Source organism: Enterobacter sp. 148H3, from assembly GCF_034107425.1.
GTDB classification, from domain to species: domain Bacteria; phylum Pseudomonadota; class Gammaproteobacteria; order Enterobacterales; family Enterobacteriaceae; genus Enterobacter; species Enterobacter vonholyi.
In genome coordinates, this window is the sequence record NZ_JAWNEI010000029.1 from 1 (window position 1) to 13,885 (window position 13,885).

Here is a 13,885-nt window from a genome sequence, read left to right on the forward strand (position 1 = left end):
CACCACGTTCGCCAGATCCTGCGATTCCTTGCTGTCCTTCGCATTCTCAATGCGACCGGCGAGATCGGTAATATCGCGCAGCGTGTCGTCAATTTTTTCCTGAATATCCGATGTGTCCTCGACGGACACCGCCTGATTCAGGAGCATCTGCTTGCAGCTGTCCCGGTACGCCTCGCTGGCGTTCTCCGGGCAGCTGTCGAACAGCTTGTATTTGTCATACAGCCTGTTCAGTTCTCCAGCATACGACCCGCCGGAGCTGGTCAACAGGTCGTTTAACGAAATCCCCCTTTTTTTCAGATTTTTAATGTCAGTTGTCAGACTTTTCGCCTGGTTCAGGAATGCCTGCACGTCCCGAATACCGGTGGCCGCCGCCAGCTGTTCCTTATAAGCGTTCATCTGCGCCTGGTAATGTTCGACGGTCTGCTGCCACTGCTGGAGCTTCTCAGCCCACTGCTTCATATCGTTAGCGTTGGCGACTTCATCGAACACGGGAATACCGGCCTGAGCCGGGACGTGAAAGAGACATAAGGCGACGCTCAGCGCCGCCAGGGTGGTTTTCAGCTTCATGGTGTTATCCTCTTGTGATTAAACGGCACGCCTCAGCATTTCGTCTTTCCAGTCTTCCGGCTTCATACCCTCCTGCCAGATCTCGTCAAAAATTTTCAGGTTGTCCGCACTGGCGCTGAGCAGCTTCGTGTAGCGACCCAGCCCGGAGAGGTCGAGAGTGATTTGTGCGATATACGGGCGCACGTCACCACGCCGCAGCGGGGATTTCATGATCACCATCTGGCGGGCGTAGGGGTCGAGGGTGGTCACGATGTCGTAAACCGCTTTCGGTACGCGCAGCATGTCCACGTAGTCGTACTCCTTCGCCTGCTGGTTCGCCATGAAGATGCGGGTACTACACTGCTCGATAATGGCCGCCGAGATCTCGTGCTTGCACATCTCCTCCGGCGACTGCGTGGCCGGGAAGAAAATGCCGTTGAGCTTTCGAATGACCTTCAGCATGTCGAGGGCGAATTTTGAAAACTCCGGGTCCTGAAGCCATTTCCAGAATTCATCCATGAAAATGACCAGGCGGCGGCCATCGAGGAGGCTGGTCACGCGGTAGAGCAGGTAGAAGGTGAGCGGTCTGCGCACGTCTTTGTCGTCCAGGAACTCCGTGCCGTCGATGCCGAAATTATCAATATTGTCGATATCAAAGGTGTCCACGTCATTATCAAACACCCAGCCAAACTCCCCGCCCTGCGCCCACTGCTGGAGACGGATGCGCAGCCCGTTCATCCGAGCGTCCTTCGTCGGGGCTTCATGCAGCACTTCCAGCATGCGGGTGATGCCGTTGCGACGAAGCTCAGGCGGGTAGTCCAGCATGATGGTGTCCACAGCCTCGCTGAGGCGTTCTTCATCGCGCGGGTCGAGCGGTTTGCCGTCCCTTGTGCAAATCATTCGCATCAGCTTCTTGAGGAAGTTGCGGTTACGTTTCGTTGGAGCGAGCGCAAAGGGGTTAAGGCCGGTCTTCTCGCCTGAACGGAAACGGAAGTACGAGCCGCCCTGGAGGCGTATCGACATTTCCGCCGAACGGTCTTTATCAAAGACCACCGAGGTGAAGCGCTTTTTCGTCGCCCCCGGCGCAAACGACTCAGGACGCCGGTATTTCTGCATCAGATGCTGGAACATCATCAGCAGGGTCGATTTCCCCGTCCCGGTACTGCCGAGCAGCATGGTGTTACCCGGCGGCTTCTCGCTGAACTCGTCAACATCGGCCTGGCTGTTGTGCAGATTCACGTACTGACAGCCCCCGGACGGGGTCGGAACAACGGCAATCGCCTCCCCCCAGGCATTCCCGTCCCGCTTGTGCGGGTGAAAGTTGTGAAACGACACCATTTCGGCGTAGTTGAGGCTGCTCACCGGCACCAGACGCGGGCGCAGGTGATACACACCCGGCAGCTGCGCGAGATACGCCGCCGACAGCGACTCGCGGGACAGGGTCATGATGAAACCGAGATCCTTCAGGGTATCCGCCAGGGTGTTGGTGTCCCGGATAACCTGCTCGCTGGTTGGGGCGCTGACAATAAGCGTCTGGTGATATTTCCCGAATGAAATAATGCCGGACTGAAGCATGTCGCGGGCGACCTTCAGGTCTTCCTGCTGGGAGATCGCATCATCCTCGGCAGACTTCAGGCGTTTCTCGATGGTGCGGATGCAGCCCCGCGCTTCATCCTTACCCATGCAGGTATAGGACTGCGTGAACACGTACCGGCAGCGGGCATAAAGAAGCGAGTCATACAGCCCGGTGATGGTTTCAGTGCTGTAATCCTTGATTTCCAGCCCGCGAAAGTAGCTCTGGCCGTCGGTGTGGCTGATCTGGCCAATGTCGGTGGAAGGGAAAATATCCGTGCCGCCCAGCACGTCATAAAACGGCGTGCGGGTGACGCGGACTTTCTGCCACCTGCCGGTGATCAGAAAGTTGTAAAACGCCAGCTGGGAGGAGAACACGTGCCCGTTCTCCTCATAAGTGCCAAGCGGCCGCGCCGCGTAGCGTGACAGCGCCGTGCCAATCGCTTGCCGGTGCTCCTGCATCACCTGCAGGGCATTGTCGAGCAGGGTTTTACGTTCGCCCAGGGACTTCTGTTTCATGGTCGCCCGCTCAATGCCGCTGTGCGGATTGAAGCAGACGGTGAAGAAGAGGCGACGCTGGTAGAACGGTTTGCCCTCGCGGGAGGCGTAAAACAGACGCGCGATTTCATCTGAAAACGGAATCCCGGATTCACATTCAAGCGTGTCGGTAAATTCGTCGCTCACCAGATGGGTATAGAAGGTAACGGGTAGCCCCTCAAAGGAGCGGATAACGTTGTTGAGCTGCATGTCCAGGGTGGCGAGGTAATGTTCATCCTCGCATTCAAAAATGGTACCGCCGATCTCCCAGGTGCTGACAAAGTCACCTTTTTTGTTCTTCACCACCTGCTCGTGCAGGTGGGAAGACCAGGGGAGATAGCGGGACAGCGGGATACTCTCGTTGAGCCGCATATGTTTTATAAACTCCGTAACGTCAATGGCGTCGTACTGGTTTGCGACAAGCGCCTTTGTCCCGAAATGCCGGGTCGCCGCGCGGTTGCCGCGCGTTTTAAACGCCAGCAACTTCAGGTCAAAGAAATGAATGTCCTCTTTTGCCAGCCGTCTCAGCTCGATAAAGGCAGGTATGAGAAGCAGGAGAAGCCAGTAAAAACGTGACCAGACGGCCGCCAGGGTAAGGATGCACAGGGTGAACAGCAGGGGGACAAGCGGGACCCCCCACAGCGCCGCCGGTCGGGTCAGCGCCTTGTTGAGGATGGTCATGCTGCCTCCTTAGGCGGCGAAGTAGGCACCGAACCCGGACGCCCCGGCGAGCAGGACACCCGCCCAGAACACGCGCTGGAGATCGTGCCAGGCCTTGCCGTCAACAAGCATCTTGTAGGCGATAAAGGCCACCGCACAGCTGATAGTGACGACTGACATACCAGTTAGGCCGAGGAAGACCCAGTTAATGGCGTCACTGCCTTTCTGAAATGCCTGGTCAGCGCTGGCCGCCATTGCTGGAAAAGCAGACAGGGCGGAAAATGCGGCAATAAGGCGGGTTGCAGCGTTTTTGATAGTACGTAAAGTCATGATCTCTTCCTTAATCAGAAGACACAGCGAGGCCGCCGCGCACGACATGTGGCGGATAAGCAGCGATGCTGGTCGGGGTGGTGTCGGGTGCCGGAATTACGCCGCGTATGACGCTATCCGGGTAAACAGTGTTGTCGGACGGGACGGCAGGCGCTTCCCCGGATGAGGGAGATGCTGTCTGCTGTTCTGCTCGCGTTGAGGGCACAACGTAGCCAATACGCTGTACGTAGCTTGTGTTGCCGAACGCGCTTTCCGGGCGCTGACCGGTTTCAAAGTTGCCTGAGTAATAGCAGCTCAGGGCGCGCTGTAATGTTCCTCCTCGTTGATAGCAGTCGGTGATGATTTTCGCGGCAACAGTCATGTTGTCACAGGGGTTAAACATGGATTCGGCGCTTACGCCGAACTGCGGGAAGTTGGTGCTGGTTATCTGCATCAGCCCTACTGAATAACGGTGTTTTTTCTGCTTTATGGCCTCCACAATTTTTAGCGCCTCGTCTTTCGACGAAGGCAGATGAGAAATCACGCGGCTCCTGCCGCCCTTTACCGGGACAATTTCAGCGATGGCATATGGATTTAAGCCGGATTCGGTGCGGGTGATGTCGTGGATGGTATCGGGGTGAACGGCGGGAGCACACTGCATTGCGAGCTGAAACAGCGCGGCAGTGGTTAACATAGTCAGTCCTTTCTGTAGAGCAGTACCTTACCGGTGGCACAGTCCGGGTTGATAAACAACTGAATATCGCCCTGGCTGTTAGCTTGGGCAACACCGATTTTTGTAAGCGTCATAGCCAGCCGATCACCCTTCACCGAATACACGTTGTGCGTGTACTCGGTCATGGGGGTGAATACGGCTTCAAGCAGTGAGGCCGGAGCAGGCGTGATGTCAGGCATTACATTTCCTATTTTCCAGCAGTGAGGTGATTGCATCGATACGTCGCAGCCTGTCGGCAATAAGTACGGATACATCGGATTTTTTGAGTCCCTGCGCTTTCACAGTCAGGGTAGTGATTTCTGCCCGCAGGGCTGCACGTTCAATTAGCAATTCTCGGACGTTATCCGGCAGCTCCCTGAGCGACCAGGTGCCATTAATGGCACGCGTGATGCGGTCACGGGAGGAGCGTAGCGGCGGCTTGCCGAGAGTTGAATAAGGATTCTGACGCAGCGCCTTACGGCGGACGGTTTGCATGCTCATGGCTGTTTCTCCTGGGTATGAGTAAGCCACCCGCGTGCGGTGCACAGTGGGAGACAGGGAAGGATTAAACGGGAGGCTTAACGATACAGAGGAGTGAGAGTGTTACCCATTACAGGCGCGGCACGTCATCTCTTTACGCAGTCACAGAAAACACCTCCTTATCCTGACCGGGGAACGCCGCTGCTAGGTTATTAAAGAGCTAAAGATTTGATTAATACAATAGCGCTTATAAGTTGGGCATTCAATAAAATTGTAACCTACAGTATCGATTTGAGATTGATTCCAATTTTTAGGACTTTTCCAGCAGTGTAAAATGTTGGAGATGTTTGAAAAAATTGAAAAAAAACACTGGCAGGATAAAATCAAGAAAATCTCCAAATTCAGAGTAATAAAAATGCAAGATCTCGATGATGCAAAAGTGATAGAGGTACTGGCGAAGGTATTGACCAAAAAAGGTATTTCCAAGGTAAAGCACAATAGTTACATAAGTAAGGTGCTACAGATCACTACATCAGCGGGCTATAAGAAGTTGAATGGTGCGACCAAGTGGGAGGTTCAGCAACTCATAAAAGTAGTCCAATCCATTGGCATGGATATGATTGAGTTTTTCCGTATTTATTATGAGGATAATAAAGAAATTCAAGATGCGATCTGGAACGATGGCCGCAGTGAACACTCTTGTAAGGTATGCCTCTATCCAGAAGGTTCGGAAGTAAACACAGAATACTCAGCACTGAAAGTAGCTGACCAATGGAACATTTTCCCGACAAATGATTTAAAAGATGAACTGCTTTATGAATCAAAGCGAAGCATAGAAAGTATTGTCATAAATCCAAAGGTAATTAGCAGCACTAAGTATCGAATTGCACTACTTGATGACGATGCTAATATCACCGAAAGCTTAAAAGAAATCCTTTCGAACGATTATTATCAAGTAGACACTTATGATAACTTGAAAAAACTTACTCAAGCTGTCGCAACAAATCCGTATGACGCATATGTTTTGGACTGGATCATCGGTGAAGAAACAAGCTTTAAGTTGGTTAAAGCTATAAGGTCGTCAAAAAATAAAAATGCAATGATAATCGTTCTTACAGGTCAACTATCTGGTATAAAAGATGATGAAATTGTAAAGTCAATTCATGATTATGACATTGTGGGACCATACGAAAAGCCGATTAAATCAGGCATCATCAAATCTAACATTGAAAAATATTTCGCCAGATAGATTATGAGAAATTTACTTGAATATTCCGGTAGCTTGATAAGTAACGATAGTTTGATCGTAGCACCTTACGATTATCAGAAGCAAAGCTATGAAAATATTTTACCATTAAACAATGGTCTTATAAAAAACTGGAATATACAAAAATTCTCAAGTGATTACTCTGAAATAGAACACCTAAATGTGATCAATGGCATGGGAGTGACATTAGGTGATTCTATCGTCGGGATTGCTGTGCTGTCAGCAATCAAAAAAAAGAATCCCAATCTTAAAATTAAGATTATTCGACCGGAGACAGCACCGTCATATGTTGAGGAACTGTATGAATTAGCATCCTCGGTCATAGATGAGCTTCATTACATGCCTTTTCATATTCAGAAATTGCCTTGTACTGCATTGAATATTGATGTGGGAAATCAACTATATTCTCCAGATTTCCATATTATGGAAATGCATGATTATTTTATCCAAGGTCTTGGCGTGAAACTTGATGATGTTAACCATAATGAGCTATCTAATAAATGGTTAGACAATATTGATCTTGGAGCGCCAGTTTTTGAAAACTACACACTTTTTGCACCTAATGCTAGTACAAAAATAAGAAGTATACCGTCGAAGTTCTATTATGACATAGTTGATATGCTTTCTAGGCGCGAAGGAAAAAGGGTGCTAGGCTTCGTCGATGTGAATCATAAGAATTATATTAACATCTCAAAGTATTCACCCCATACAAAAGATTTCATAGCGCTAATTAAGTATGCTAGCAATGTTTATACTTGTGACTCCTCTGCATTGCATATAGCAGCTGGATTTGGCGTACCTACTGAATGCGTGTTTAATACAATACCGCCAGAATTAAGAACAAAGTATTACAGTAATTGTAAGTCGATTTATGTTGGGAATAAAAGATTAGAAAAAATTCAGAGTAGTGAGGATTTCCAACTGGTTAAAATGGTGGAAACTAATTTCAGGGAGTATCTTTATGGTTAAAATAATTTCATTCTTATCCCTAATGCTTTTGTCAATTAGTGCATATAGCAATATTGGGGATATGGTTATAGATGGTTCAATTGCTAATGCTAACAGTGATAAAGGTTATGTGATTACTGAAAAGCAGTTTGATTCGTTCCCACGGGATACCATTGTAACGACAACTCCCTGGACGCCAACCGGTAAAAAAGTAAAATTCAAGGGCGTCGACCTAGGTTATGTTTTAAAACTCGCTGGCGCTAATGGAACAAAGCTAAAATTCCATGCTCTAAATGATTATGAAATCATTGTAGATATGAAAGACGTTGAAAAGTATAACATTTTACTGGCTACAGAAATGGATGGGAAAAGGCTTCAAATAAGGGATTTTGGACCCTATTTTCTGGTGTATCCTTTAGATGAACATTACATTGAGCTTAATACGCCACACTATCTTGCACGGTTCATTTGGCAGATAGACAAAATTACGGTGCTCAAATGAAAAAAAATTTCCTTATCATTTTTGTTGCTCTGCTTTTGTTGATAGCATTCACCGTGTCTAGTGTTGTTAAGTACAATAGTCTTTTATCGGAGAAAACCTTATATACCGTCGCTGGCACGCAAGAAAACTACGGTTTCTCAGTGGCAAAATTCATTATACAGTTGAATGAGCTTTACACGCTAATCAATAGCGATAATACTATTGACGATGTTAGGCTTAAATTCGATATACTTTATTCTCGTTTGAATGTTATTTATGTAAAGAGTGAGGCGACTGCACCTCTCTATAAACAGCAAGGCTATGAAGAAACAATTGACTTGATAAACAAAAAGCTTGAAGAAATAGACAGGCTGCTTTCGTATAATCACCCTGACTATAAGAAAATAAGTACAATCATAACTGATATAAAACCGCTAACTAAAACCGTTACAAATCTTGCTGATATGGCTGAAATAGCACAAAGGAATGACGCTCTTAAAGATTTCAGGAGCAAACGTCAGCAGTTATGGACTCTTCTGTTTATTACTGGTGGGTTGATTTCCTTGCTTCTTTTTGTCCTATTTATTTACATAAGTAAAATTAACCGGTTGTTACTATCAGAACGGGCTGCTTTTGCAAGTAAAAATGCATTTTTAGGTATGGTAGGCCATGAACTCAGGACATCTTTACAGGCAATAGTGTCTATCATTGATGTAGTAACCAATAATGTGAGTGGAGGGATTAAATCTGGTCATATAGAACGACTTGAAACTGCTGTTTCGAAAATGGAGCGCCAGTTAAATGATTTGGCTGAATTTGCAAAAATTGACAACGGATCTGTAGAGATAAAAAACACCTATAATAGCTTGCAAGCAATCGTTACTAACGCTGTGCAGGATTGCATTGCTATTTATGAAAAAAAAGATGTCACAGTTAAAATAAAAAACAATAATGATGTTGTGATTTTTACAGATGCTCTACGCCTTAATCAAGTAATTGAAAACTTAACCAGTAACGCTATTAAGTATACTGAGCGCGGGGAAGTTAATGTAGATTACTTTATAGAAAAAGGTAAGGTATTAACCATTGTCATTTCTGATACCGGAAAGGGAATCCCTAAAGACAAACTAAAGTTTATATTTAAACCATTTACACGAGTTGTAGATTCGAAATCCACTGTACCTGGATTTGGGATGGGACTTGCTATTGTTGCAGGGATAATCAGACTATTAAAAGGTACTATTCATATATCTAGTGAAGTAAATGTAGGTACAACTGTTACAGTGAGAATACCTATCAAGTTGGGAGATAGCAGCCTTGCAACAGCTGAGGTATCTGCTTCAGCTCCCGGAGATGTCTTCGGCGTTCTTAGCTTGCTTGTTATTGATGATAATGAAATGGCCTGTTCGTCTCTTTCCAGTCTGCTTACTAATGCTGGATACATTGTCGAGGCTACAACCTCGCCTGAACGAGCCCTGGAAAAGCTTCTGCGTAAACCTTATGACGTTGTCCTGAGTGATCTACAAATGCCAGGCATGACAGGTGATGAGCTGTATGCAACTGTTAGTAGCAGTCAGAATCCTAATCGATCCACGCCTTTCATATTCATCAGCGCATACAGTGATGCACACTCTATCGGACAGGCTCCTTTGTTAACTAAACCTGTCAGATTAAAAGATATAAACCTTAAAATACATGAGGTTATGTCAAATCAAGGACGAGTCAAAAGTGAGTAGGCATTGTCGTAATATTTGCGATTATACGCTTGGTGTTCTTGATCGTTGCGAATTTCAAAAATTTGAGTAGAATGCAAAGTTAAGCCGGTTAACCGGTGAGGGAAGAGTTTGATATGTTTCTGGTATCGCTCTAAAAACAAAGCCCCGACAATCATGCTCTACTTTGGCGAGCGGACATGATAGTCAGGGCTAGGTGTAAAACCTATGAAGGATTATACCCCATCATGCGTACATTTCAACCTCTGATACTCGCCTTAAGTGCGGGGAGCGGTGACTGAACAAAACCGTTCAAAAAAATCGCGGCCATCACCGGCTGGCGTACCAAATCAAACCCCTTGCTATAACGTTGCTTCGCGCAAGCGTCGGCGGTTTTTATTACGCTGGATTCGTGTACTTACCACTCCTGCAGGACGTCTCAAAATTCACCGCGAGTTACGCAGGCGTATCCGTAATTGCCGGTTTTGGGTAAATGATCCGAATAAGTACGGTCTTGAATCTCTCTGTGAGCTGATGCTGGCCATACTCGATGATCTGGATTTTCGTACCTGGCAAACTAGGCACAATCTGGCAATCCTCGCAGAACGGGCAGGATTAATGACCAGCGGCAAGTTTATATCGCGTGCTAGCCGTGGATGTGACCGTCTCTACTGGTTAGATTTGATCATCACCGATAAAGCAAAATTTAACCCTTATGATGCGAAATGTGCCTGTAAGCAAATTGAAGTTACAGAGAGCTTTTTTGCTGCGCTGGGGATGCCACTTAAGTTGGTTTATCGGGAGCGTGCACGCCTGTTAAATGAAGACCCAAACGAAGTTATTCATGCATGGGATTCCCGTCTCATGGCATTACGTCTGCAAAACATGCAGCGAATGGCGGCCGCAGGACTTGCACTAATGAAAGCCCGGCGTGAAGCTGCGCGGCAGCGTAAAAAAGATTACTACGCCCTCCCCTGCTGAAAAACACTACGAAGCTAACCGCCTCCCCTGGCGGGGACGCGTCACGTCGATAGTTTAACGCTGCACAAAAAACCATCACTTATCGTTTCTGTCTTCCCGTAAATCCCCTGAACCGTCCTCCCATTTTGCTGTTTCTGAGCTGGGTATGTGAATAATGCCTGTACTGGCTGTTGGTAAGTAATCCTGAAGTGCAAACGGAAGAGTGCAATTACTCTTTTGCCTGCTTTTAAGTATTTACATACTTAAAAGCAGGCAAATAAAACATAAACGCACGCAAATACCTGAACCACTGGACATCCCGGTGGGCGCAGGGAACGGACTGGAAACTGACGTACTGACATTCCTACAAACGATCGTTAAACGTAAACCGTGCGCCAACACGGGTTACGTTCATAAAGTAAGTCGCTGATTTGCGGAATCTGTAGTATCCTCTATGAAACGATCCTTGTTTGATCCTTGAGGAGGCAGAGATGTCGCAGGCTGAAAATGCAGTGACTTCCTCATCGAAACGAGCTTACCGAAGGGGTGCTCCGCTGAGTCCCAGCGAAAGAAAAATGCACTCGGTCTCTCGTAAGAGAGAAACTCATAAGCCTGTTAATGTTTTTATTCGTAATGTGCTTAAAGAAAAGCTTGATGCTATATGTCAGGAATATGGGTTAACACAAGCAGAAGCGATTGAGCTGTTACTGGAACGAGAAATTAGTGGTGAATAGTCACATTTCTTGATCGTGCTATGTTTGAGTGCTAGATTGCTGATCGTTTTGATAATTTATTGGCTGGCCACGCCGCAAGGTGGCAGGGAACTGGTTCTGTTGAGGTGTTTACCCGGGACCAGAAAAGCAAAAACCCCGATAATCTTCATCTAGTTTGGCGACGAGTCGAAGATTAACGGGGCCTACTTAAACTGTATAGAAGCTGTTGCTCTATGCAGGGAGTATAGTTTTATGCTCAGAAAACTGCAATACCTTCTGTGCTCAGTGCTCCTTCCGTGCAACATAAGTGCAGGAAGGTGTGGCTGAACATTCCCTGTTCTCACATTACCGGCAGGTCAGAAACCCGCACCCGGAGTTCACGCCGCGCGAGGGGAAAAAGACGCTGCCGTTCTGCCGTAAGCTGATGGCGAAAGCCGAAGGCTTCACGTCCCGTTTTGATTTTTCCGTCCACGTGGCGTTCGTGCGCTCGCTGGGTAAGCGTCACCGCATGCCTCCGGTTCTGCGCCGCCGGGCCATCGATGCGCTGCTGCAGGGGCTGTGCTTCCACTATGACCCGCTGGCCAACCGCGTCCAGCGCTCCATCACCAATCTGGCCATCGAGTGCGGGCTGGCGACTGAGTCAAAGAGTGGGAACCTCTCCATCACCCGCGCCACGCGGGCGCTGAAGTTTATGGCGGAGCTGGGGCTGATTACCTATCAGACCGAATACGACCCGCAGATTGGGTGCAATATCCCGACCGATATCACATTCACGCCGGCGCTGTTCTCCGCGCTCGACGTCTCTAATGTGGCCGTGGTGGCCGCGCGCCGCAGCCGCGTCGAATGGGAAAACCAGCAGCGTAAAAAACAGCACCTCCAGCCGCTGGGGATGGACGAGCTGATAGCGAAGGCCTGGCGTTTTGTGCGCGAACGTTTCCGCAGCTACCAGACCGAGCGTAAGTCGCACGGGCTGAAGCGCGCCCGGGCACGCCGTGACGCGGGCAGAACCCGTCAAGACATTGTCACCCTGGTGAAACAGCAGCTGACGCGTGAGTACGCCAGCGGTCGCTTTACCGGCGGGCTGGACGCGATGAAGCGCGAGCTTGAACGGCGCGTTAAGGAGCGCATGCTGATGTCGCGCGGCAACAACTACACGCGACTGGCCACCGTCCCCATATAATCCTCCTTCATGAAAAATCCGGCTGACGCCGGAGGATTTCGCACGTCTGCAGCACGCCGTCGCTCTTTTTCTGAGCGCAAAAGCCGTCCCCGGCATCAGTATCCCCGTCACCTTGCTATCAAAACAGCCAGAAATCTGTCCACAGAAGCCCGCTGTGTTCGCTGAATTCATTTACCCACAATTAACTGCAAGGGACTTTTCCGTAAGGTTACAACCGTACAGTTTACAGAGCGCCAGCCGATGTATTTTCAAAGTGCATGGTTTCCTTTAAAAACCAGCTCTGTACTTCTTTTAAATAAATAAAATTACTTCTTTTAAATAAATAACCTGTTCATCGCCTGCCTGTAGACAGGCTGAATAGAGGTTGGTCCCGCCGCGTAGCGGCGGGCGCTGACGCAAGTTTATAGTTACAACATACAAAACAATAAAAACAGCAGACCGTGCACAGCGGCACCACCTGAGCCGGGACCCAACCCTGAAAAGCGCCGCCGCCCCCGGCCAAAGACCGGGGATAACATCGCTTTTAGTGATGGATGTTGTAACTAGACTTCTCCGCTGCTGTGGGTGATATCGATGAAGTATTGCGTACACGCCCGTAAGCGGCCCTTCCGGCCCGCTAACGCGGAGATACGCCCCGACTGCGGCTCCGCCTTGTCGTGACCACTCCGACGGCGCACACAAGCTTCTATATCGCTTTTAGTGGGTTTACGTCTTTCAGGGGGAATGGATTGATAGGTGGAGCTTGTCAACAACGTAACCGGCTACGCCGGGCTACGGCGCCATTCAGCTAATGTGCAATATTCAGTATTCGCTGGCGCCTTCATGCCGCAAAGCGGCATACTCATACTGTGTATACTCAGTATCTTTTCGACTAACTTTTAAGGAGATGTTCAGTGAAAAGTTTATCTGTCGCTCTCAGTCTGTCCATTATCGTGTCCTTACCCGTACAGGCTGCTCAGAATAACAACCTGCGCTCCCCGGAACCTGGTGTACTGTGCGATCGCCATGTATGCGCGAGTGGCTCAGAAGGTATTTCGCGCGTACTGACAGAAAAATACCTAGGGAAAAAAGTGGCTGCCAGGCGCTTTTCGCAGGGAGACTTTGACAGGACTGAGTTTACTTTTTCGAATGGCATTTTTTGCGATACAAAAGAGAAATTATGTCGCGGGGATCGTTACTATGGTGTCGATGGTAAACGCAGCGGGACTGTTTCTGACAAATACACCACGTTACTGTTTGGCCCTCGATGAGTTCCCATCCTGAGATGTCGTGAGCTGGCTAAACCCGTGACTGAGGAGCTCCTGCGGAAAAATATGCGTCACTGGGAATTATGGCTCGACCGGATACTATTTGCTGAATATCTATGGGCAGAGCGGAGGTTCTACTGGCTGAACGACAGTGGCTCCCCCATTTTTGCGCAGCCCGTTATCAGGCATGCCGCTTGGGAGGAGCGGGAGTGATGTTTTTTTTCTTCATCAGCGCTGGTTCTGAAAAATGACCCGGAGATGTTATCACAGCCCGGAAAAACTAACATTGGCGGTGAACGGAATTGCCATTCCTTCGTAAGTACGGCTACCGGCTCGATCTGCAAACGGTACTGCAACAGGCCGAAGCGTTGTCGCATCGCGGAAAAACCTGATCTGTACCTGAAAGAGCCGTTAGTTCACTGAAACAAGAGAAGAGGAAAATGCGTAGACAACCGCGCTGCCATGCATGCCATATTCTTCGTCCTCAGGACCGGTTGCCAGTGGAACGCCCTGAATGCCACGGGGATATGCTCATCAAGTTCTGCTCATCGGCGCTTCCAG

The 13,885-nt window shown here is 48.5% G+C and carries 16 protein-coding genes and 1 pseudogene; 11 read left to right on the forward strand and 6 right to left on the reverse strand.

Translation table 11 applies throughout. The features are described 5' to 3' along the window. The 6 genes from USH94_RS22025 to USH94_RS22050 form a co-directional block, all read right to left on the reverse strand. On the reverse strand, positions 1 to 567 hold a 567-nt coding region (locus tag USH94_RS22025), incomplete at its 3' end, for a type IV secretion system protein (RefSeq protein ID WP_320731337.1). An 18-nt stretch (positions 568 to 585) separates the two neighbouring features. Further along, complete coding sequence (locus tag USH94_RS22030; protein ID WP_111966000.1) at positions 586 to 3,336, reverse strand: VirB3 family type IV secretion system protein; 2,751 nt, start codon at positions 3,334 to 3,336, stop codon at positions 586 to 588. 9 nt (positions 3,337 to 3,345) lie between these two features. Further along, positions 3,346 to 3,645, reverse strand: coding sequence for a TrbC/VirB2 family protein (locus tag USH94_RS22035; RefSeq protein WP_111966001.1), 300 nt, complete (start codon positions 3,643 to 3,645; stop codon positions 3,346 to 3,348). A 10-nt stretch (positions 3,646 to 3,655) separates the two neighbouring features. Further along, positions 3,656 to 4,318 carry a lytic transglycosylase domain-containing protein gene (locus USH94_RS22040; RefSeq protein WP_000958205.1) on the reverse strand — a complete coding sequence of 221 codons (663 nt, stop codon included), beginning with the start codon at positions 4,316 to 4,318 and terminating at the stop codon, positions 3,656 to 3,658. A 2-nt stretch (positions 4,319 to 4,320) separates the two neighbouring features. Further along, positions 4,321 to 4,536 (reverse strand): hypothetical protein, encoded by a 216-nt coding sequence (locus tag USH94_RS22045; RefSeq protein ID WP_001112907.1) that lies wholly within the window; start codon positions 4,534 to 4,536, stop codon positions 4,321 to 4,323. Then, positions 4,529 to 4,837, reverse strand: a complete 309-nt coding sequence (locus tag USH94_RS22050) for a hypothetical protein (RefSeq protein ID WP_000062770.1) — start codon at positions 4,835 to 4,837, stop codon at positions 4,529 to 4,531. The genes USH94_RS22045 and USH94_RS22050 overlap by 8 nt, the downstream gene beginning before the upstream one ends. A 313-nt stretch (positions 4,838 to 5,150) precedes the next feature. On the opposite strand from USH94_RS22050, the gene USH94_RS22055 reads away from it, so the two are divergent. From USH94_RS22055 to USH94_RS22105, 11 genes and pseudogenes are all read left to right on the forward strand, one after another. Then, positions 5,151 to 6,065: a helix-turn-helix domain-containing protein gene (locus tag USH94_RS22055; protein ID WP_111966002.1), complete on the forward strand. Its 915-nt coding sequence runs from the start codon at positions 5,151 to 5,153 to the stop codon at positions 6,063 to 6,065. A gap of 3 nt (positions 6,066 to 6,068) precedes the next feature. Further along, positions 6,069 to 7,052, forward strand: coding sequence for a hypothetical protein (locus USH94_RS22060; protein ID WP_111966003.1), 984 nt, complete (start codon positions 6,069 to 6,071; stop codon positions 7,050 to 7,052). Further along, positions 7,045 to 7,533: a molybdopterin-dependent oxidoreductase gene (locus USH94_RS22065; protein WP_111966004.1), complete on the forward strand. Its 489-nt coding sequence runs from the start codon at positions 7,045 to 7,047 to the stop codon at positions 7,531 to 7,533. Before USH94_RS22060 ends, USH94_RS22065 begins: the two co-directional genes overlap by 8 nt. Continuing rightward, on the forward strand, positions 7,530 to 9,248 hold the full coding sequence (locus USH94_RS22070) for a hybrid sensor histidine kinase/response regulator (protein WP_111966005.1): 1,719 nt from the start codon (positions 7,530 to 7,532) through the stop codon (positions 9,246 to 9,248). Before USH94_RS22065 ends, USH94_RS22070 begins: the two co-directional genes overlap by 4 nt. Before the next feature lie 270 nt (positions 9,249 to 9,518). Continuing rightward, positions 9,519 to 10,205 (forward strand): RepA protein, encoded by a 687-nt coding sequence (locus USH94_RS22075; RefSeq protein ID WP_258525069.1) that lies wholly within the window; start codon positions 9,519 to 9,521, stop codon positions 10,203 to 10,205. Between the two features lie 470 nt (positions 10,206 to 10,675). Next, positions 10,676 to 10,918: a replication regulatory protein RepA gene (locus USH94_RS22080; RefSeq protein ID WP_111966006.1), complete on the forward strand. Its 243-nt coding sequence runs from the start codon at positions 10,676 to 10,678 to the stop codon at positions 10,916 to 10,918. Between the two features lie 231 nt (positions 10,919 to 11,149). Further along, positions 11,150 to 11,224 carry a RepA leader peptide Tap gene (gene tap, locus USH94_RS22085; RefSeq protein ID WP_111966011.1) on the forward strand — a complete coding sequence of 25 codons (75 nt, stop codon included), beginning with the start codon at positions 11,150 to 11,152 and terminating at the stop codon, positions 11,222 to 11,224. Further along, complete coding sequence (repA, locus tag USH94_RS22090; protein ID WP_414146663.1) at positions 11,217 to 12,077, forward strand: incFII family plasmid replication initiator RepA; 861 nt, start codon at positions 11,217 to 11,219, stop codon at positions 12,075 to 12,077. The genes tap and repA overlap by 8 nt, the downstream gene beginning before the upstream one ends. 893 nt (positions 12,078 to 12,970) lie before the next feature. Then, positions 12,971 to 13,327, forward strand: coding sequence for a YcgJ family protein (locus USH94_RS22095; protein WP_111966009.1), 357 nt, complete (start codon positions 12,971 to 12,973; stop codon positions 13,325 to 13,327). 63 nt (positions 13,328 to 13,390) lie between these two features. Then, entirely contained in the window at positions 13,391 to 13,537 is a 147-nt protein-coding gene (locus USH94_RS22100; RefSeq protein ID WP_320731338.1) for a hypothetical protein, read from the forward strand. A 225-nt stretch (positions 13,538 to 13,762) separates the two neighbouring features. Further along, a pseudogene (locus USH94_RS22105) lies at positions 13,763 to 13,885 on the forward strand (transposase); the annotation flags it as partial.